This window comes from Paenibacillus nuruki (assembly GCF_963311185.1).
Taxonomy (GTDB): domain Bacteria; phylum Bacillota; class Bacilli; order Paenibacillales; family Paenibacillaceae; genus Saccharibacillus; species Saccharibacillus nuruki.
Map to the genome: position 1 here is coordinate 2,346,127 of NZ_OY725677.1, position 21,557 is coordinate 2,367,683.

23 protein-coding genes are annotated in these 21,557 nt (G+C 40.8%); all 23 read right to left on the reverse strand.

The features are described 5' to 3' along the window. Nucleotides 1-99: 99 nt before the first annotated feature. On the reverse strand, nucleotides 100-468 hold the full coding sequence (locus tag RCP16_RS10200) for a YraN family protein (protein ID WP_241669336.1): 369 nt from the start codon (nucleotides 466-468) through the stop codon (nucleotides 100-102). After that, nucleotides 465-770 carry an EscU/YscU/HrcU family type III secretion system export apparatus switch protein gene (locus tag RCP16_RS10205; RefSeq protein WP_069327406.1) on the reverse strand — a complete coding sequence of 102 codons (306 nt, stop codon included), beginning with the start codon at nucleotides 768-770 and terminating at the stop codon, nucleotides 465-467. Before RCP16_RS10205 ends, RCP16_RS10200 begins: the two co-directional genes overlap by 4 nt. Continuing rightward, a complete protein-coding gene (locus RCP16_RS10210) occupies nucleotides 767-2,902 on the reverse strand; it encodes a TP0910 N-terminal domain-containing protein (protein WP_308642332.1) in 2,136 nt (711 codons plus the stop codon). Before RCP16_RS10210 ends, RCP16_RS10205 begins: the two co-directional genes overlap by 4 nt. A gap of 321 nt (nucleotides 2,903-3,223) precedes the next feature. Continuing rightward, the gene (gene rnhB, locus RCP16_RS10215; protein WP_137222674.1) at nucleotides 3,224-3,844 is read right to left on the reverse strand and encodes a ribonuclease HII; all 621 of its coding nucleotides are present in this window, start codon (nucleotides 3,842-3,844) and stop codon (nucleotides 3,224-3,226) included. Between the two features lie 17 nt (nucleotides 3,845-3,861). After that, entirely contained in the window at nucleotides 3,862-4,722 is an 861-nt protein-coding gene (gene ylqF, locus RCP16_RS10220; RefSeq protein ID WP_069327409.1) for a ribosome biogenesis GTPase YlqF, read from the reverse strand. 52 nt (nucleotides 4,723-4,774) lie between these two features. Continuing rightward, nucleotides 4,775-5,446 carry a signal peptidase I gene (gene lepB / locus RCP16_RS10225; RefSeq protein ID WP_083243447.1) on the reverse strand — a complete coding sequence of 224 codons (672 nt, stop codon included), beginning with the start codon at nucleotides 5,444-5,446 and terminating at the stop codon, nucleotides 4,775-4,777. Nucleotides 5,447-5,752: 306 nt separating this feature from the next. Beyond that, nucleotides 5,753-6,097 (reverse strand): 50S ribosomal protein L19, encoded by a 345-nt coding sequence (gene rplS, locus RCP16_RS10230; RefSeq protein WP_069327410.1) that lies wholly within the window; start codon nucleotides 6,095-6,097, stop codon nucleotides 5,753-5,755. Nucleotides 6,098-6,293: 196 nt separating this feature from the next. After that, nucleotides 6,294-6,665, reverse strand: a complete 372-nt coding sequence (locus RCP16_RS10235) for a hypothetical protein (protein WP_069327411.1) — start codon at nucleotides 6,663-6,665, stop codon at nucleotides 6,294-6,296. A gap of 124 nt (nucleotides 6,666-6,789) precedes the next feature. Beyond that, a complete protein-coding gene (gene trmD, locus RCP16_RS10240; protein ID WP_308642472.1) occupies nucleotides 6,790-7,521 on the reverse strand; it encodes a tRNA (guanosine(37)-N1)-methyltransferase TrmD in 732 nt (243 codons plus the stop codon). Beyond that, complete coding sequence (gene rimM / locus RCP16_RS10245; RefSeq protein ID WP_308642333.1) at nucleotides 7,521-8,042, reverse strand: ribosome maturation factor RimM; 522 nt, start codon at nucleotides 8,040-8,042, stop codon at nucleotides 7,521-7,523. Before rimM ends, trmD begins: the two co-directional genes overlap by 1 nt. Nucleotides 8,043-8,141: 99 nt before the next feature. After that, nucleotides 8,142-8,372 (reverse strand): KH domain-containing protein, encoded by a 231-nt coding sequence (locus tag RCP16_RS10250; RefSeq protein WP_069327413.1) that lies wholly within the window; start codon nucleotides 8,370-8,372, stop codon nucleotides 8,142-8,144. 22 nt (nucleotides 8,373-8,394) lie between these two features. After that, a complete protein-coding gene (gene rpsP, locus RCP16_RS10255; protein ID WP_069327414.1) occupies nucleotides 8,395-8,667 on the reverse strand; it encodes a 30S ribosomal protein S16 in 273 nt (90 codons plus the stop codon). Between the two features lie 55 nt (nucleotides 8,668-8,722). Further along, nucleotides 8,723-10,105, reverse strand: coding sequence for a signal recognition particle protein (ffh, locus tag RCP16_RS10260; protein WP_069327415.1), 1,383 nt, complete (start codon nucleotides 10,103-10,105; stop codon nucleotides 8,723-8,725). Nucleotides 10,106-10,193: 88 nt separating this feature from the next. Beyond that, a complete protein-coding gene (locus RCP16_RS10265; protein ID WP_308642334.1) occupies nucleotides 10,194-10,550 on the reverse strand; it encodes a putative DNA-binding protein in 357 nt (118 codons plus the stop codon). Between the two features lie 178 nt (nucleotides 10,551-10,728). Then, a complete protein-coding gene (gene trhA / locus RCP16_RS10270) occupies nucleotides 10,729-11,379 on the reverse strand; it encodes a PAQR family membrane homeostasis protein TrhA (protein ID WP_069327417.1) in 651 nt (216 codons plus the stop codon). Nucleotides 11,380-11,585: 206 nt separating this feature from the next. Further along, nucleotides 11,586-12,605: a signal recognition particle-docking protein FtsY gene (gene ftsY / locus RCP16_RS10275; protein WP_308642473.1), complete on the reverse strand. Its 1,020-nt coding sequence runs from the start codon at nucleotides 12,603-12,605 to the stop codon at nucleotides 11,586-11,588. 49 nt (nucleotides 12,606-12,654) lie between these two features. Beyond that, nucleotides 12,655-16,224 carry a chromosome segregation protein SMC gene (smc, locus tag RCP16_RS10280; protein ID WP_069327419.1) on the reverse strand — a complete coding sequence of 1,190 codons (3,570 nt, stop codon included), beginning with the start codon at nucleotides 16,222-16,224 and terminating at the stop codon, nucleotides 12,655-12,657. 159 nt (nucleotides 16,225-16,383) lie between these two features. After that, nucleotides 16,384-17,076 (reverse strand): ribonuclease III, encoded by a 693-nt coding sequence (gene rnc, locus RCP16_RS10285; RefSeq protein ID WP_069327420.1) that lies wholly within the window; start codon nucleotides 17,074-17,076, stop codon nucleotides 16,384-16,386. Between the two features lie 12 nt (nucleotides 17,077-17,088). Next, nucleotides 17,089-18,327, reverse strand: coding sequence for a beta-ketoacyl-ACP synthase II (gene fabF / locus RCP16_RS10290; RefSeq protein ID WP_161594245.1), 1,239 nt, complete (start codon nucleotides 18,325-18,327; stop codon nucleotides 17,089-17,091). Nucleotides 18,328-18,443: 116 nt separating this feature from the next. Then, nucleotides 18,444-18,677: an acyl carrier protein gene (gene acpP / locus RCP16_RS10295; protein WP_069327422.1), complete on the reverse strand. Its 234-nt coding sequence runs from the start codon at nucleotides 18,675-18,677 to the stop codon at nucleotides 18,444-18,446. Between the two features lie 83 nt (nucleotides 18,678-18,760). After that, a complete protein-coding gene (fabG, locus tag RCP16_RS10300; RefSeq protein ID WP_069327423.1) occupies nucleotides 18,761-19,510 on the reverse strand; it encodes a 3-oxoacyl-[acyl-carrier-protein] reductase in 750 nt (249 codons plus the stop codon). Between the two features lie 55 nt (nucleotides 19,511-19,565). Further along, nucleotides 19,566-20,498 carry an ACP S-malonyltransferase gene (gene fabD, locus RCP16_RS10305; protein WP_308642335.1) on the reverse strand — a complete coding sequence of 311 codons (933 nt, stop codon included), beginning with the start codon at nucleotides 20,496-20,498 and terminating at the stop codon, nucleotides 19,566-19,568. 47 nt (nucleotides 20,499-20,545) lie between these two features. Then, complete coding sequence (locus tag RCP16_RS10310) at nucleotides 20,546-21,535, reverse strand: beta-ketoacyl-ACP synthase III (RefSeq protein WP_069327425.1); 990 nt, start codon at nucleotides 21,533-21,535, stop codon at nucleotides 20,546-20,548. Nucleotides 21,536-21,557 lie beyond the last annotated feature (22 nt).

Sequence of the window (21,557 nt, forward strand, 5' to 3'; positions counted from 1 at the left end):
ACCTTGTTAATCTCGCAACTGATTATAGTGCGGATAGAACTACCGGTTTATTGAAAAAGGGTGCTTCCTCTATTTTCAATAGATTTTATTTACAACTCATTATACAAAAGCAGCTACGATATGCTCCAACTCTACCACTTGATAGGAATGATTCATCTGAATCGTTATCACATCATAGCGAAAAGGAAAATGTGACTGCCCTTTGTGATGAGCATATACTTCTGCGGTTTCCCGAATTTGTTTTTGTTTGCGCCAGTCGACAGATTCAGCGGGCGTTCCGTACACATCACTTGTACGACTTCGTACTTCTACAATTACAATCGTGCCTTCGTAAAAAGCAATAATATCCAACTCACCACTACGACAGCTCCAGTTGCGATAACCAATCTGATAGCCTTGTTGTTCTAAATAATAAGCAGCGGTATCTTCGGCAATACGTCCTTTGTATTTGCGATCATCTGTTTTCACCAATCATGACCGCCTCGATTCAAATTCTTATCTGCTCGATAAATAAAGCTAAGCACTTCAGCAACTAGTTCAAATAATTCACCCGGAATTTGTTGATCAAGATCAAGCTTCGACAATACTTCGACTAACGCCGCATCTTGTTGCACAGCTACTCCTGCTTCTTGCGCTTTTTCCAGAATACTTTCGGCAATTCTTCCTTTACCTTTGGCTACTACTATCGGAGCTGAATTTTGATTTGGATCGTATTTAAGAGCAACGGCTCTTTTGGCTCTCATTGCCATATCGTCTTTGGGTTTATTCATATTTTCATATCCACCCCTTTGTAATCAGGCGGTGCATAACGTTGTAAAAGATCATGATCTGACATACCTGTACTGTTTTCATTAGTAGCACTGGATCGAACAGGCATGGCATCTACTTTAAGAGATAACAATTGATAACCTAATGCACTCATCGCTGTAGCCATTTCTTCACGTTTACTTTCAACAAGAGATGCGAGTTGTTCCAGATCATTATGCACTTTAAGAGTAACGATTTTGTCTACGACATGCACATCGACAAGAGTAGGTCCTAATGAATGCATATCTAGATCAAACCATAGACGGCAATTAGAAGCGTCTAATTCCCCTTTAGGGCCACGGCGAGATTGAATCTGTACAGAAGCTGTTTCCTGTCCATCTGGACCTTTAAATGGAACAAACATCGTGACCTGTGCAAAAGGAGCAGTACGATCTGTATTTAGCAATAATTGCTGACCTGTTAATTGCTGAACCAGCTGTTGGGCGGCTTCTTTCAACGCTGGAGGAACATCATCTGCGGCTGTCAATTGAAGTAAGATTCCTTTTAATGTATCTTGAACTTTGCTGACAGCATCATCTGTATTCGAAGCCATTTGTTGTGCAATATGAGCTGGATTTGTCGCATCTACACTATTACGGTTATTTAGAAGTGCAGGATTCAGTAAAGGATCTGCTTCTGTTGGTGTATTCTGCGCATTAATTGCTGCTTGCGCCTGTGCATTGGCAGTCACTTGTTTCGGATTCATGGTGTTTTGCAATTCGGCATCTGGAGCTATCTGATCTGGATTTGTTACGATTTGTTGGAGTCCATTCGGATTAGCCACACGAGCTGTAGGTGCAGGCAATAGTTCTTCTAATGTAGGATTTGGCATACCATTAACCATATTCATATTAGACTGAAGAGCTGGATTAGCATTACGAGCCGTTGCAGGGTCTGTTGATGCTTGTGTAAGTCCATTAGCTCCCAAAGATGTGGTTGTCTGCTCAGAGCGTGTAGCTACAGCTTCAGGGGCTGTATTATTTACACTTGCACGTGCTACTTGTTGTTCATGCTCTGCTCCAAGCAATTTCAACACACGACCCAACCACGGTTCTGTTGCTTGAGCTTTGGGACTACCTGTTGCTGCTGTATTTGTAGAATTAGCCAGAACTGATGGAGCATCCTCCGCAGTGTTTGACGGACTAATCGTTGTAGAAGCATTTGTCGTTGTCCCTTGTGCTTGCTGTGTTGGATTATTGGCTGTTGTGGTCACAGGTGCTGTTGGCGATTGAGGACCATTTGGATTAGGTACAGATGGTAAAGTCATTTTGCCACTATTAACATCTGTATCTGGATTGGCAGATTGTGCAACGATACTTCCCAATTGATCCAGTACCGTTTGTAATTTACCCAGTAACACAGATGTGGGATTATTATTTTGTGCTGGATTAGCATTTCCTTGAACTGCCTGATTAGGTGTCGATGGATTCGATGCTACATTCTCTGGCGCTTGATCGCTAGTTGTACCTTTACCTAGATTCGCTGCATTTTCTTGTACTTGTGTCACGGTAGCACGAACCAGATTATCCAGATTGCTTAACAGATCATGAAGAGGAGGTCCAAATATCGCTTGCTGTAGACCGCTCACACTCTGTACTGTCACAGGTAGACCCCGCTGAACCGCTACAGCCGCAGATTGTACCCATTCACCTACAGGTACACCAGCTGGCTTTTGAGACAGTGTTGATTGTATATTTTTGACGTTATCGGCATTAAGCGTTATACCCGACGCTCTCATCTGAGTAATCATTTCACGATTTTCTTTGGTATCTGGTAAATTAAAAGATTCTAATACTTCTCCCATCGACGCATTAGATAAAGGATTCGATGGATTGCCTGTTACAGGTTTTAAAACAGGTAACCCATCTGAATCAGGAGCTTGTACTTGTAATAATGTAGTTGCTCCTTGTTGTAAAGGTGTCTCTAATTTGGCTCTGACCTTCACACCTTGAATCTGGACAACTGCTTCTTGCCCATCTTCCGATACGCTTGTCACCACTCCGCGGACGACTTGACCTTCTTTCAACTCCATTTGCCGTGCTTCACCTGGCTTGCTATCGCCTATAAGCCCACGGAATAGTGATCCAATATTCATAGTCATCCCTCCTATCATCTTTTCTAGTTCATCATGATCTCTATTTTTGTATCACTAACAAGTAGACTATAAATAACTTCAACATTATGAAGACTATTTGTAGTCGATGCTTATGTATATTTTGATTTACGATTCGTCCTCTTGGTTATCTTATTTATCGGTTAAAAAGTGTCTAATGATGAGGATATGTCTATACAAAAAAGAACCCGCTCTTTATTGTAAGATGCGGGTTCTTCCCATAGCATATCTATTGATATCTTCACATAAAGTAATATAGATGCATAATAAATCATTCTATCTTAGAATTCAATACCTTGATGTCTAAAATAAAGTGGGTTGTTCGAGTAATAAATTGCCTAAAAAGCTTTTGCGATGTAATGGTGTAATCCCCTGCGCAATAATCTGAGCACGATGAACTTTGGTCGCGTATCCTTTATGACCAGCAATACCATAGCCTGGATATTGTTCTTCCCATTCACCCACACACAGACGATCACGAGTGACTTTGGCAATAATCGACGCAGCCGCAATACTATGACTATTCGCATCACCTTTGATAATCGAGCGTTGCGGAATATCAAGATCTACCTTTTCAGCATCAACGAGAATGTAATCAGGAGATACGCTTAATTGTTGCAAAGCGATCTTCATCGCTAGCCTGGCAGCTTGCTTGATATTAATCTCATCAATCGTTGCTGCGTCTACATAACCAACACCTACAGCGAGTGCTTGCTCCATAATCTGATCATAGAGTTGCTCACGCTTTTTCTCAGACAGCTTTTTGGAGTCATTCACGCCTTCAATGATTACACCTTCAGGCATAATTACAGCTGCCGCAATCACATCTCCAAATAGACAACCTCGTCCTACTTCATCTACACCTGCAATATGGTGATATCCTTCTGTAATACATTCACGTTCATATTTTAACAATTCTGACATGATGATTCCTCCAATACTTAAGGAGTCTCCATGGAGATTCGTCCCATTTTACCTGCACGCAACTCACGCAAAATAACTTTAGACGCTTTTTCTAAATCAATGCGTCCACCACTCATTAAGCAACCACGTTTACGACCGATTTCTTCCATAATTTCTACGATTTCATTCGGGTTTTCGAAATCTTGTGGTTGTTCAGATAATTCAAAACGTTCAGCGATATTATCCCAATAGTGCTTGCAGATGTATTTCATTCCGAAATAAGCTACATCTTCTACGTTCAGAATTTCTTCACGAATAGCGCCTGTTACTGCTAGCTTATAACCGATAATTTGATCTTCAAATTTAGGCCACAAAATACCCGGTGTATCTAACAGTTCCATTTCTGTACCGACTTTGATCCACTGTTGCCCTTTGGTTACACCTGGACGGTCACCAGTCAAGGCAATACTCTTTCCTGCAAGACGGTTGATCAAAGTCGATTTACCTACGTTTGGAATCCCTACAATCAATCCGCGCATAGGACGTTGATTCATGCCTTTAGCAGCACGTTTGTCACGCTTGTCTTTCAACAAGACTTTAGAACGTTCAGCGATCTCTTTGATCCCTTGTCCACTTGCAGAGTCTAAAGGAAGAACAGCATGTCCTTCTTCTTTAAAATATTCAACCCATTCTGCTGTCACTTTGGGATCAGCCAAATCGGATTTGTTCAAAATAATCATTCTCGGTTTGCCCTGCAAAATCTCATCAATCATTGGATTACGACTGGAGAGTGGCAGACGTGCATCCACGAGTTCAATAACCATATCGATTAATTTAAGCTTTGCCTCGATCTGGCGACGTGCTCTTGTCATATGTCCGGGAAACCATTGAATAGCCATCGGTTTTCCCCCTTACTTCTTTAAATTAGCTGTCCGTATATGTTAGGCAGCTTTATTGTTCAACCCACTTCGCATCACTAAACGGCCAGAAAATAACATCTGCACGTCCAATAATATCTCCAAGCGGTATATAACCGATCATACGACTGTCTTGACTGTTGGAACGATTATCTCCCATTACGAATACATGACCCGCAGGTACAGTTCCATCCGGGAAATTCTCTGTTGGGAAATTGTTAATATTATAATCGCTACCTTGTGCATGTGCATTATCCAATGCCGATTGGATATAAGGCTCACTGATTTCTTTACCATTGACAGTAACTTTATCACCTTCAACTTTAACAGTGTCTCCAGCAACAGCGATAACACGTTTGATAAAGTCACGATTTTGTGAAGGAACTTTCAGTACAACTACTTCTCCAGGTTGCGGAGTACGAATATCGTATAGAATTTTGTTCACGATCACACGTTCACCCGTATGAAAATTCGGTTGCATGGATGGACCGTCTACAATAAACGGTTCAAACAAGAACCAGCGGATAACGACAACAAGTAACAAAGCAACCACAATCGCTTTAATCCACTCTTTCGTTTCGCTTTTCTTTTTCTTCTCAGGTTGTATCGTTCCTGAATCTGGATTACCTGTGTTGAGAGGTTCTTGTACTTCTGTCGTATTTGCTGCATGTACTTCATTGTTAGATGGTTTTGTGTCTTGCTCCATAGGCCATGCCTTCTTTCCTGGTTTAATTGGCGCTTTGTATATGTACCGACTAACATACTAGGACTAATCCTTATGCTACGTATACCAAGTACCTATACGATTTCACTCTATCTATTTTACACACAATTTTGTAAAAACCAAATTTTGAAGGATTCTATTCGTCAAGAAATACAAAAATCCCGTCTACAGCCGTGTATAAAGGCTGTCCGGCGGAATCGGATGTGAATCATTATCTTAAATAACAGCGTAAAAATAACGAAAAGGGCTTGTTTCACCAAGCCCTTCTCAATCGCGTATCCAAAAGGATTAACGACGCAATTCTTTAATTCTAGCTGCTTTACCGCGAAGCTCACGAAGATAGTACAATTTCGCACGGCGAACTTTACCACGACGAGCTACTTCTAGTTTATCGATTTTAGGTGAATTTACTGGGAAAGTTCTTTCCACACCTACACCGTAAGAAATTTTACGTACTGTAAAAGTTTCACCGATGCCGCCACCTTGGCGTTTGATTACAACTCCCTCGAACAACTGAACACGTTCGCGAGTACCCTCGATTACCTTAACATGCACTTTTAAAGTGTCGCCTGCACGGAAATTAGGGATATCTTTACGAAGTTGATCTTGAGTAATTTCTTGAATGATATTCATTAATAACTTCCTCCTTCCACACAGATGTTCATACGTCTCAGGGAATAATTCCTCATCATTGATCGTAGAGGACCATCAGATTCACACAACAGTCTAATATTATCATAGATCCTTATAGAATAACAATACTTTTTCAAAAAAAGTTAAAAGATATATCCACTTTAGATCATCTTTGATTCATTATCTATATGGTTAACTATTCAAAATCACTTTGTTCTAGTAGATGTTGTAGACTTTTCAAGCGATTGATTTCTTCTTCAAAAGTAAGATGATCTGTTAATCGACTATTTTCTAACGCTCGGATTCTTGCTGTCTTTTTGTGATCGATACTACGATCAATTAATTTCACGACTGTATTACGTCCACTGTAATCAGCGATAAAATACTTTTTGTACGATTCGACTTCGATATACATAAGATAGGCAAATTCCGGTAGCAAACGATTGATCACAATCGTAGCATCCTGTTCTACAAATTCTTTATTTAAAACTGAAGCATATCCCTGACTACGCAAGTCACTACTTAATCGATCCAACCATTGCACGTATTCTTGTTGCAAATCATTCATGGTGTCCAAACTCCTATTCTTTAGGCTTATCCAATTCCAATATGTACCTAGAGATACAAAAAAGAATTTCCCCATAATCGACCTCTACAGATCTTCATACAGCGAAATTCTTAGGTATATTCAGTTAACTACGCTGATTGTTAAGCCATTGGCGTTCTTTGGTTGTCAAATCAGCTTGTTCTAACAATTCTGGACGACGTTCTAATGTACGAAGTAAGGATTGTTCACGGCGCCACTTTTCTACATTAGCATGGTGACCGGATAATAAAATATCAGGTACTTTCATCCCTCTATATTCGACTGGACGTGTATAATGTGGATATTCTAGCAAGCCTGTGCTAAACGAATCGGTTACCGCACTGTTGGCATTCCCTAATACCCCTGGTAAAAGGCGTACAATGCTGTCTACAGCCGCCATAGCCGGTATTTCACCGCCAGTAAGCACATAATCACCTATTGATATCTCATCGGTTACCAGATGCTCACGAATACGTTCATCATATCCTTCATAATGACCGCAGATCAATATCAAATGTTCTTCCTCAGCCAATTCTTCAGCTTTGCGTTGGGAAAAAGGCTCCCCCTGTGGACACATCAAAATAATACGTGGAGATACAAATGTTGATGCAGGTGCCAAATCTTCCACAGCATCAAAAATAGGCTCAGGCTTGAGCACCATTCCCCCGCCTCCACCATAAGGTGTATCGTCTACCGTACCATGTTTACTTTTAGAATACGTACGAAAATTAATCGCATTTAATTCTACAATACCTTTGGCTGCGGCTTTACCCAGAATGCTAGAACCAAATACACCGGTAAACATTTCCGGAAATAAGGTTAGCACATCGATCTTCATCATTCCAAAAGACCTTCCATCACATGAATCAGTACCTTTTTCTCTTCAACATTAATATCAAGCACCACATCATGAATATAAGGAATCAATACTTCTTCGCCTTTATCTGGACGAACGACCCATACATCATTAGCACCCGGTTTTAAAATATCTACAATCTTACCGATTTTGATGCCTTCTTCTGTAAAGACTTCACAATCTAGAATTTCATGAAAATAAAATTCATCTTCTTCTAGCTCGATGATATCATCTTTAGAAACTTTTAATGTCCAGCCTTTATATTTCTCTACTTCGTTAATATTGCCAAATCCTTTAAAACGAACCACATACATATTTTTTTGCAAACGAGAACTTACGATTTCAACTTCAAGTTTATTCCCGTTTTCTTCATTAATCATCCAGAGCTTTTTGCCTTCAGCAAAACGAATTTCAGCAAAATCGGTATTCGGATATATTTTGAGTTCTCCGCGGATACCATGTGTATTTGCTACTTTACCTACAGTTAAAAATTGTTCAGTCATGTTATTCTCCTCTAACCTGTAATCTATATTTGATCGTATTTTGATTGAAAATGTACGAAAAAGGGCTAGGACATCATCCTAACCCTCTTTCGTATATTTTTAAGACATTATATCAACGGTCACCCGTTTATTAGTCTTGACTGCTGCTGATGTAACGACCGTGCGGAGAGCCTTGGCGATACGTCCTTGCTTGCCGATCACTTTACCAGCATCGTCCGGATGGACGCTAAGTTCGTATACGATCAAGTTCTCTTTTTCCACAACGTTCACTTTTACATCATCGGGATGATCCACGAGAGCTTTAGCAATAACCATTACTAATTGTTCCATAGATACTCCTCCGAATCAGCAATTATTTTTGCTGTTTAAGCTCATGAAACTTTTTCATAACGCCCGCTTTGCTAAGCAAGTTGCGAACGGTATCAGAAGCTTGTGCTCCTTGTTGAAGCCATTGAAGAGCTTTTTCCTCATCAATCTTAGTTACAGAAGGTTCTGCAACTGGATTATAAGTACCGATTTCTTCGATGAAACGGCCATCACGAGGGGACCGAGAATCGGAAACCACGATACGATAGAAAGGCGCTTTATGAGCACCGATGCGTTTTAGACGAATACGTACTGCCACGAAAATTCACCTCCTTCAAATTAATTCAATAATATATACATTGCATTTCCTGAGTTTAACGGAAAGGAAACTTCATTCCCTTGCCACCCATTTTTTGCATTTGTTTCATCATTTTATTGTTCTTGCCGCCGCCCTTAGGATCCATCATATCCGAGAACTGCTTCATCATACGGCGCATTTCATCGAACTGCTTGATCAGACGGTTTACTTCTGCAACAGAAGTTCCGCTACCTGTAGCAATCCGTTTACGACGACTATGATTAATCACTTCTGGATGTTGTTTCTCCTGAACAGTCATCGACTGAACAATTGCTTCAATACGTCCAACTTGCTTATCATCAACTTGAAGATTTTGGTTTTTCATTTTTCCCATACCCGGAATCATGTCCATAATCTGATCAAGCGGTCCAAGCTTTTTCACTTGATCCATTTGCTCTAAGAAATCTTCGAATGTAAATTCGGCATTACGCATTTTGCGTTCCATTTCTTTTGCCTTATCTTCATCGATATTCATTTGAGCTTTTTCGATCAAGGATAACATATCACCCATACCTAGAATACGTGAAGCCATACGCTCTGGATGGAAAGCTTCCATTGCATCTAGCTTTTCACCAAGAGTGGTGAATTTGATCGGACACCCTGTTACGGCTTTGACAGACAATGCTGCACCACCACGAGTATCTCCATCAAGCTTAGTTAAGACTACACCTGTTAATTGCAATTGAGTGTTAAAGTTCTCGGCTACATTGACTGCATCCTGACCTGTCATCGCATCTACAACTAACAGAACTTCATCCGGATTCACTAATTCATGAATCTGGCGCAATTCATCCATCAATTCTTCATCAATATGCAAGCGACCTGCTGTATCAATAATCACGTAATCATTATTGTTATTTTTAGCTTCTTGCAAAGCTTGACGAGCAATCTCAACTGGACTTGTCTGATCTCCCATTGTAAATACCGGTGTATTGATTTGCTCTCCCAGTACTTGCAACTGTTTGATCGCTGCCGGACGATAAATATCGCCTGCAACCAGTAAAGGACGATGATTTTGCTTTTGAAGCATTTTGGCTAGTTTACCAGAGGTTGTTGTTTTACCAGCACCTTGCAAACCGACCATCATAATAACGGTTGGTGACTTCGCTGCTTTGGCAAGTTTGGACTGTGTTCCACCCATCAACTCGGTAAGCTCTTTATTAACAATGTCGATAATAACCATGCCTGGTGTGAAGCTTTCCATCACATCTTTACCGACCGCTTTTTCTTTCACTTTGGAAATGAATTCTTTTACGACTTTGAAATTAACGTCTGCTTCAAGTAACGCTAACCGCACTTCGCGCATTGCTTCGTTTACATCTTCTTCAGATACTTTACCTTTACCACGAAGTTTGCTAAATACGTTTTGCAGTCGTGTTGTTAAGCTTTCAAATGCCATGTGTCTTCACCTCCGTTTATTTCACGTTAAATAATATATGGTCTGTATATCTATATCGTACTTCTTTACATGTATAAGTATATATGAATTAATCGTTGGCTTCCAAGCGCTCTACAATATCCATCATTTGCGATTGATATTCATGTGTCATTCCACTTGAAGACAATGTCGATTTGAGCTCTTCTAAATCACGCACACGGCGATAATGCTTTTCCATCAGACCAAGCTTTTCTTCGTACATTTCTAATACTTGCTCTGCACGCTTAATATGCTCATACACCGCTTGTCGACTAATACTGAACTCTGCGGCGATCTCTCCTAGAGAGTAATCATCATGAAAATAGTATTTAAGGAACATTTGCTGTTTGTCTGTAAGTAGAAGCTCGTAGAAATCAAATAATGAATTAATTCGGGTCGTTTTATCGAGCCGATTCTCTTGACTCATATGGGGCACTCCCTCCGTCAAGGAAAAACACTTTACACCTCATCAACGTTCTATATCATAGCAAAAAATAAAATAAGATGTCAAGCATAATTACTTAACATCTTATTACTTTTATAAATGAGCTTCAAATATCGATCATTCAAGCCCAAAATATGAACTTTTTACGTCTATTTATCTATTACAAATGAATCGGCAACACATAAAATAAAATCATAAAGAAATGCAAAATGCTACCTGCTAGTACAAATAGATGCCAAACCGCATGATGGAAAGGAAATCCACGCCAGACGTAAAAGATCGTACCCAGAGTATACATTAATCCACCAATAGCAAGTAGAATAATTCCACCGCTTGCCATATTCGTTGTCAATGGTTCCCATGCGATAACAATTAACCATCCCATTAAGATATAGAAAATCGTCGACATAAATAGAAAACGTTTGACGAAGTATGCTTTAAACGCACATCCTAAAATGGCGATGCCCCATACGATTCCAAATATACTCCAACCCAGTGCCCCTTTAACAACAATTAACATCAAAGGTGTATATGTCCCTGCAATAAATAGGTAAATGGCTGAATGATCAAAAATCTCAAATAAATCTTTGGCTTTGCCATCTCTGAATCCATGTACTAAGGTAGAACTGGTATACAACAACAGCATGCTGACTCCATAAATCGTAAAGCTTACTACATGCCAGGGTGTACCTTTAAGTACAGCAAAAACAATTAAAATAACTAATGCAGCAATACTAAGAGCAGCTCCTATACCATGAGTTACTGCATTTGCTACTTCTTCTTTACGGCTATACGTATGTGTGAGAGCCATAAGTCACTTCCTTTCTTCGATCCAATCTTATCCCCATGCTATATGATCTACTTGATGCTTAAATGTTATGTAAATAACTCTAGATCGTATCTGATAACGAAAATAAAAAGCAGTAGAAATCGGATAAGAGTTATCTCATTTCCGTTTGATTTCTACTGCTATTATAACTCAGTTCTGTATGAAGATGCTACTTTGGCAATCTGGCTCTACTCTTTGGAATCCGTCTTTTCAGCTTCTTCCTCTTCTTGAATCAATCCTGCAAATAAAGCATGAACAAACTGTTCACTATCAAACGGTTGTAAGTCATCAATCTTCTCGCCTAGACCTACAAATTTAACCGGTAAGTCTAATTCTTGACGAATGGCTACCACGATTCCACCTTTAGCGGTTCCATCTAATTTGGTCAATACCAGACCCGTTACGCCACTTTTCTCACCGAATAGTTTGGCTTGGCTTAGTGCATTTTGACCTGTTGTCGCATCAAGTACCATCAGTACTTCGTGCGGAGCATCTGGAATTTCACGTTGAATTACACGGAAGATTTTGTTCAACTCATCCATTAGATTGCTTTTATTCTGTAAACGTCCTGCGGTGTCGCATAACAATACGTCTGCTCCACGCTGCTTAGCTGCGCGTACAGCATCATACATCACTGCTGCTGGGTCGGAGCCTGATTGTTGCTTAATCACTTCTACGCCTGCACGTTGGCCCCATACTTCTAATTGCTCAATAGCTCCCGCACGGAATGTATCTCCTGCGGCAAGCAACACTTTTTTACCTTCTTGTTTGAAACGGTGTGCCATTTTACCAATTGTTGTTGTTTTACCTACACCATTGACACCTACAAATAAAATAACTGTAATTCCACCTGGTTGCATATTTAAGCCTGTATTTTCGTTTCCACGAAGTAAGCCCGTTAACTTCTCAGATAATACAGGTTGTAGTTCAGCAGCATCTTCGATTCGGCGAATACGAACTTCTTCACGAAGATCATCAATAAGCTCCATCACTGTATTTACGCCTACATCAGCGCCGATAAGAATTTCTTCTAATTCTTCATAGAACTCTTCATCAATTTTTTTGCGACGAATTACAAGGTCTGATACTTTTTCAACAAACCCTTTACGTGTTTTTTCTAAACCATCGCGGAACTGTTTAGTTACTGTTTCTGTTTTTGTAGAAATGCTGTCTTTTAACTTTTTAAAAAGCTCATGAGATTCCTCCAGATGATCAATTATATATAGTCCATAATAAGCCTATCAAAATGTAAATAGATTAAGCGATATCTGCTTCTTCATCGTCCAATTTAACAGAAACCAGCTTCGAGACGCCGCCTTCTTCCATCGTGACTCCATATAGCACATCAGCTTCTTCCATAGTGCCTTTGCGATGAGTCACTACGATAAACTGTGTTAATCCTGAAAACTCTCTTAGATACTGTGCAAACCGCACTACGTTCGCTTCATCCAGTGCCGCTTCTACTTCATCGAGTACACAGAACGGTACAGGTTTAACTTGTAAAATGGCAAATAACAATGCCATCGCTGTTAATGCTCGTTCGCCACCAGAAAGTAATTGTAGATTTTGCAACTTTTTACCCGGTGGTTGGGCGACAATATCAATTCCTGTTTCAAGCATACGTTCAGGATCGATCAATACTAAGTCTGCACGACCTCCACCAAATAACTTACTAAATACCGTACCAAATTGACCACGAATCGCATCAAATGTGACTTTGAAGCGTTTGGACATTTCTTCATCCATTTCGCGAATGACTTGATATAGTGTTGTTTTGGCTTCGACCAGATCGTTTTGTTGAAGCGTCAAAAATTCATAACGTTCATTTACACGTTGATATTCTTCGATCGCTCCTAGATTTACTTCACCCAGATCCATGATTTTGGATTTCAGATGACGCACTTCTTTTTCAGCCACTTCAATATCTTCTGGTAATTCATAATCTCTTTTTGCCATTTCGTAAGTGAGTTCGTAATCTTCACGCAATTTGGCTAAAATATTTTCAAGTTCTACATCCAAGCGATTGACTTGAATTTCTATTTTGCGCAATTCATCTTCAACGGTTTTGAGTTCGTTACGCTGTTCGCGTGTTTCGTTTTCTTCCAGTTCTAACTTTTGTTGAAGTCGTATTCGTTCTGCACGTTTCAATTCAAGTTGTTCACTGGTTTCTGTACGTTTACGGCGTAGACGTTCCAAATCAGTACGTTGCTTCGTTTGTTCACGCTCATTTTTTTCCAAATCTTTAAGAATAACAGCCAGTTGTTCTCGATTGCTCTCCAACTCTTGACCATAATCTTGTGATTCTTCCTGTGAACGGGATAATTGTTCTTCTAGTGAGAAGATTTCTTGACTCAGTTTACCTTCACGAATTTTGAGATCAGTTACTTTTTCTTGCAACTGTTCTTTAGCAGACTCATTCGATTTACGCATTTTTTCTGCATTTTGGATACTATCTTGAATCGCTTGCTCTTGCTTTTGCAATTCAATCAGTTTCTGTTCTGCATCTTTGCGTGCTTTGGCAATCCCTGCAAGTTCTTCAGTATAGCTACTTGTCTCTTGTCCATACAATTCATATTGTTCATTCACATGACGTAACTCATGCTCGATTTGTTTGAGTTCGCTTGCGACCTGTTGTTCTTCTGTACGCTTACGATCCCCATCCGCTCGCAATTGATCCAGTCGATGTTCATGATCTTGCAGACGCTTCTGCACATCAATAATTTCTTTTTGCAGACGTTTCACTTGAGACTCGCTTTCAGTGATCTCATTCCCCAACTGATCCAATTGGCGTTTACGTCCAAGTAAATTATTATTCTTTTTGTGCTGACTACCCCCGGTCATCGATCCACCTGCGTTGACAACATCGCCCTCAAGCGTCACGATCCGGTAACGGTATCCTAATTTGCCTGCGATACGGTTGGCTTGCTCTAATGTCTCTGCAATGACTACACTGCCGATCAGACTACCGACTATCGATGCATAACGCTCATCATAGCCGACCAGTTCAGCACCAATCCCGACAAAACCTTCTGCACTTTCAGCAAGTCGTTTGTCATTATCCTGCATTTTGCGTGGACGAATAACATCAAGAGGTAAAAATGTAGCTCTACCTAATTGACGTTGCTTCAAAAATGCTATCGCTTTACGCGATACTTCTTCATTTTCCATCACCACATGCTGTACTGAAGCACCCAGCGCCGTTTCCATTGCCAGTTCTAATTTCTCAGGCACGGTGATGAGTTCGGCTACAGCCCCATGTACTCCGTGCAGTTGTGAGTTGCGTGAAGCTTTGAGCACTTCTTTAACGCCCAGCATAAAGCCTTCAAAGTCTTCTTGCATTTCCTGCATCGTATCCCGGCGAGACACTAATGCTTCACGACGTTGCTCCCATTTGCGAATAGCTGTCTGCATTTCTTCGCCAGACTTCTGTAACTTATGCAATTGCTCACTATGTTGAATATAATCAACACGCACTTTAGCAATTTCTTTGGCTAACTTATCAGTCTGTAGGGCAGAAGCAGCTTTGCTATCTTCGAGACGTTTTTTCTCGGCTTTCCATTTACCAGATTCACTTTCTGCTCGTACCATACGGCGTTGTGTATTCTCGGTCTGCTGATCTGCGTACCGAATTTCATTACGAGCTTGTGCCATCGTATTCATCAGTTCTAGCAATTCGCCTTTCAAGCTTTCTTCCTGATGTTGTCCGATACCACCATTAATCTGGATCAGGCTATTTTCTTCTTGAGTGATATTTTGTTGTAGCTCTTGCAATTGCTTCGTTAAGGTAGCGAACTTGGTCTGTAATTGTTGGCTTTCTCCTGTACGCTGACTGGTACGTTCTTCACTACGCTCTAAAGCTACACCTAATTGCTTTTGATTTTGCTCTAAATTTAGACGGCGTTCTTTGAGTAATTCACCCAGACCTTCTGATTTCTCCGTCTGCTCGCTATATTGAAGCAGTAATCCTTGTAGTTGCTCTACAGCTTCTTCTGCTTCACGAAGAGCACCACGTTCACTTTCAAGCTTCTCATCATGACCGGATACAACACTTGCTAACTTTTGCTGTACTTTTTCCAGTTCAGCCATTTTGGCACTTGCTGTACTCCATGCGGTATGAATCCGTTCGATACCATGAACATAGAGCGATATTTCTTTATGTTTAAGCTCTTCTTTGAGTTCTTTGAAATGAATCGCTTTGGTAGATTGTTCTTTTAGGGGTTCAATCTGATCTTCTAATTCATGTACAAGATCATAGATACGTAACAAATTCTGCTCGGTATCATCTAATTTACGAACCGCATCTTTTTTACGAGACTTGTATTTCACAATTCCAGATGCTTCTTCAAAAATACCCCGACGATCTTCCGAACGAGTACTTAGTATTTCTTCGATACGTCCTTGCCCGATAATCGAATAAGCTTCTTTCCCTATCCCTGTATCCATAAACAGCTCAGTAATATCTTTTAGACGACAAGATTGTTTGTTGATCAAATATTCGCTATCTCCACTACGGTGTACACGGCGCGTAATCGTAACTTCGCCAAAATCGAGTGGTAGCGTCTGATCTTCATTATCAAGTGTAAGCGACACTTCTGAATAACTTACTGCCTTCCGACTATCACTACCTGCAAAAATAATATCTTCCATTTTGCCACCACGAAGAGACTTGGCACTTTGCTCACCAAGCACCCAGCGGATCCCGTCAGATATATTGCTTTTACCGCTACCGTTTGGTCCGACAACGGCGGTAATACCTTTCACAAATTCCATTTCTGTCTTATCCGCAAAAGATTTAAATCCTGCTAATTCTATTCTTTTCAGGAACATAGTTCGTTGTTCACCTCTACTGCTATTGTAGCATAATTACCTGCTGCTTCATCAATGGAAAAAGAGCAAAAAGCGGTCGATGCCTCTTGATTCACGCAAGCTGGCTGTGACTGCTCTTTGCTCTTTGTTTGTCCTGTAATTGTCAGAAAAGAGAACGGTTTATTTCAACTTCAACCGATTCAATGCCGCGGCAGCTGCCCGTTGCTCTGCTTCTTTTTTAGAACGCCCGGCTCCCTGACCTAAACTCTCTTCTCCCATACATACTTCCGAGACAAACTCCCGCTCATGTGCAGGGCCTTTCTCTTCAATAATGCGATACTCCAGTACTCCCATATTGTGATGCTGAGTTAACTCCTGAAGCTCGGTCTTGAAGTCCATCATCTGGAACTGCCCACCTGGAGAAATGCCTGAGAATACATGTGCGTTTAGAAAAGACTTCACAGCTTCTAAGCCTTGGTCCAGATATAATGCTCCAATAAAAGATTCAAAAACATCAGCGAGCAGTGCTGGACGCTGACGTCCGCCTGTCAATTCTTCTCCCTTGCCAAGCAAAACGTATCTGCCAAAGTCGAGCGCTTCCGCAAACTTCACCAACGAAGGCTCGCATACAATCGCTGCACGCAACTTCGTAAGTTCACCTTCAGGACGCTCAGGATATGCATTGTACAGGTACTCCGACACTGTCAATTCCAAAACCGCATCACCCAGAAATTCCAAACGTTCATTGTCTTGATGTTGACTAAAACGATGTTCGTTCACATACGAAGCATGTGTGAATGCCTGTTTGAGTAATTGACGGTTTTGAAATTGGATTTGAATTTGCTGTTGTAGCTGTTTCACATCTCCGTTCAAGAAACTGACTCCTTACACTTCAAATTTCTTCAGGATGACTGAGGCATTATGCCCCCCAAATCCAAAAGAGTTGGACATTACTACATTCAAATCTGCTTTGCGCGCTTCATTCGGCACATAGTCTAAATCACATTCAGGATCTTGATTGTGCAAATTGATCGTAGGAGCGATAATCTGATTTTCTAAAGATAGTGCACAGATTACAGCTTCAATACCACCAGCTGCTCCTAAAAGGTGACCTGTCATCGACTTGGTCGAACTTACAGCAATGTTATACGCATGATCGCCTAATGCTAATTTGATTGCTTTGGTTTCAGACTTATCGCCTACAGGAGTCGATGTACCGTGAGCATTGATATAATCAATATCTTCCGGTGCAATACCTGCACTACGAATCGCCATTTTCATACAACGAGCTGGACCATCAGGATCAGGCTCTGTCATATGGTGAGCATCTGCGCTTAGTCCATAACCAATCACTTCAGCGTAAATATGAGCTCCACGTTTTTGAGCATGTTCCAGTGATTCAAGAATCATAATTCCTGAACCTTCACCCATTACAAATCCATCACGACCGGTATCAAACGGACGACTTGCGGTTGTTGCATCATCGTTACGTGTAGACATCGCACGCATCGCACAGAAACCACCCAATCCCGAAGGACGAATCGTTGCTTCAGCACCACCGGTAATCATAACGTCTGCTTCACCATCACGGATAAATTTGAATGAATCTCCTATGGCATGACTACCACTTGCACACGCACTGACAGGAGCCAAGTTAGGTCCTTTAGCGCCGTGAAGAATAGATACATGACCAGAAGCCATATTCGCAATCATCATAGGAATAAAGAATGGACTTACTCGCTTTGGTCCTTTTTGCATCAAAATAGCATGCTGATCTTCAAATGTACCCAGACCACCAATACCTGATCCGATAATAACCCCAACACGCTCAGGATCTGTATCTTCTGCAATATTAAGCTTACTGTCTTTCAAAGCTTCAACCGTTGCTGCTTCTGCAAATTGAACAAAACGGTCCATTTTGCGAGCTTCTTTACGTTCCATATAATCTTCTGCATTGAAGTCTTTCACTTCAGCAGCAATTTGCGTAGGATAACCACTGACATCAAAACTTTCAATGGTACTTACACCGGATTGACCGGTAATGATATTATTCCAAAATGTATCTTTGTCTTTACCAAGGGAAGTCATAACTCCCAAGCCTGTAATTACTACTCTATGCTTCAAACACATTCACCTCTATATCGACTGCATGTGTATATTTTGTGTTCCATCCAAAAGACGCCAAAATGAGGAGAAGTCCCGGCCCGCTAACAAGCAGGTAACGGGACTTTAGTTAAGCCTTAGGTATGAGATTGTATGTAAGTTACAACTTCACCTACGGTCGTAATTTTCTCCGCATCTTCGTCAGAAATTTCCAAGTCAAACTCATCTTCCAATTCCATAACAAGTTCCACTACATCAAGCGAATCTGCGCCAAGATCATCTTTAAAAGATGATTCCAATTTAATTTCAGCTTCGTCAGCTCCCAAACGGTCAATAACGATGCGTTTTACACGATCCAAAACATCAGACATCCGTTTCACCTCCTCTTCCAAAGTATTATACGAAAATCACACGTAAAAAGCCACATATCCCTAAAAGAGATATTGTACTTCTTTTACATGTACATACCGCCATCCACATGAAGCGTCTGTCCTGTCATGTAAGAAGCTGCTGGTGATACTAAGAAAGAAACAACCGATGCAATTTCTTCGGGTTGACCGAGACGTGCAAGCGGAATACCTTCTAGCATTTTGTTACGCAGTTCTTCACTCAGTTCATCCGTCATATCTGTTGCAATAAATCCGGGCGCCACACAATTCACTGTGATGCCACGTGAAGCTAATTCTTTTGCGGATGCTTTGGTTAAACCAATTACACCTGCTTTGGCTGCGACATAGTTGGCTTGTCCAGGGTTACCCAGTACACCTACTACAGAAGAAATATTAATAATACGACCGTAACGTTGTTTCATCATCGGACGTGTAACCGCTTTGAGGCAATTAAACACACCTTTGAGGTTCGTCTCAATGACTTGATCAAATTCGTCTTCTTTCATTCGCATGATCAGGTTATCACGGGTAATTCCTGCATTATTAATCAAAATGTCGATTTTACCAAAAGTTTCGTTAACTTGTTTGACCATAGCTTCGGCTTCTGTAGCTATTCCTACATTAGCACGAACAGCAAAAGCTTTGACGCCTAACTCTTCGATCAGACGTACGGTTTCGTTAGCAGCATCTTCACTACCCGCATAGTTAACTGCGATATCTGCTCCAGCTTCTGCTAGTGCAATCGCAATACTACGACCTATGCCTCGTGAAGCTCCTGTAACCAAAGCAGCTTGTCCTTGAAGTGGCTTACTCATAACATACGCATCTCCTTTTCAAATGAATCATCTGATCCGGCTTCTGGAGGGAAGATTAAACTTCCACTTGAAGTGCTTCTATACTTTCCAGACTGCTTATATTAATCAAGCGTACATTTTTATCTATTTTTTTAATTAATCCTGTTAATACATTACCAGGGCCAATTTCGATAAAAGTATCTACACCTTCATGAATCAGAAAACGAACACTATCTTCCCATAATACAGGAGAGTATACCTGTTCTACCAGTAACGCTTGAATATCGCTTCCCTGAGTCACTGTTTTGGCTGTTACGTTCGCCACAACCGGTACAGTCGCATCACGGAAAGATACCGTTTGTAAACGCTCAGATAATTGATCTGCTGCTGATTTCATCAAAGAAGAATGGAAAGGCCCACTCACTTCAAGCATAATCGCACGTTTGCCACCGATTTCTTTCACTCTTGCTGCTACAGCATTTACGCCTTCCACCGAACCTGATACTACAATCTGTCCGGGACAGTTCACATTAGCCAGTTCCACTGCATGTCCTGTAGCTGAAATCTCAGCACACAATGCCGCTAAAGGTTCACGTTCTGCTCCAAGTACAGCAGCCATAGCTCCTTGACCGGATGGGACAGCTTGCTCCATATATTGACCACGTGCACGTACAATCGCTACAGCTTGATCAAAATCCAAAGCATTAGCGGCTACAAGAGCACTATATTCTCCAAGACTATGACCTGCTACATAATCAGGTGTAATATTTTTGGATTTTAAAGCTTCAAACAAAGCGATACTTGCCGTTAACAAAGCAGGCTGTGTATTCGCTGTTTGTTTCAATTGCTCTTCAGGCCCTTCAAAAGCAAGTTCACTGATGCTAAAACCTAATACTTCATCAGCTGTTTTGAACAACTCTGCTGCTTGAGGTAATGCATCGTAAACGTCTTTTGCCATACCTACTTTTTGAGCGCCTTGACCTGGAAATACAAATGCTATTTTACCCATAGGAATCATCTCCTCCCTATTATCTGTTACCAATCAGATTCGTTGGATTACCATACTAATACAGATGCGCCCCAAGTTAGACCGCCGCCAAAACCAACCATAACGACACGATCGCCTTCTTTGATTCGTCCTTGTTCCACAGCTTCTACTAATGCTAGTGGAATAGATGCCGCAGAAGTATTCGCATATCGATCAACATTGATCATCACTCGATCTTCTGACAACTCTAGACGGTTCATTGCGGATTGAATAATACGGATATTCGCTTGGTGAGGAATCAAAATATCGATATCATCTTTAGTCATTCCTGCTTTGCGAAGAACTTCATCTGTTGCTGAACCCATCACACGAACGGCAAATTTGAAAACTTCACGTCCACCCATACGAATATAATGTTGATTGTTGCTTAGGGTTTCTGCGGAAGCTGGCAATCTTGAACCGCCTGCTGGCATTGTTAATAATTCGCCACCAGAACCTTCAGCACCAAGATCAAATGATTTAAATCCACGACCTTCGCCCACTTCACCGATAATTACTGCTCCAGCACCATCACCGAACAACACACAAGTGTTACGATCAGTATAGTCTGTAATACGTGATAACGTATCTGCTCCAATAACCAAAGCATTTTTATATAAACCCATTTGCAACATACTTGTTGCAGATGCTAGTGAATAGACAAATCCAGAACACGCTGCTGATAAATCGAAAGCCGCTGCATTTTTTGCACCTAATTTATCTTGCAAAATACAAGCGGTTGAAGGGAAAAAGGTATCTGGTGTAATCGTAGCTACTACAATTAAATCCAATTCTGTTGCATCCATACCTGCTGATTCCAATGCTTTGAGTGCTGCTTCATAGGCTAAATCAGAAGTTGCTTGCTCTGGAGCTGCAATATGACGCTCACGAATACCTGTACGACTGACAATCCATTCGTCATTCGTTTCAACCATTTTTTCAAGATCTGCATTTGTTAATATTTTTTCAGGAACATATTTTCCTGTTCCGATAATACCGATAGGTAAAACATTAATCATTGGTGTCACTCTCTTCCCACTA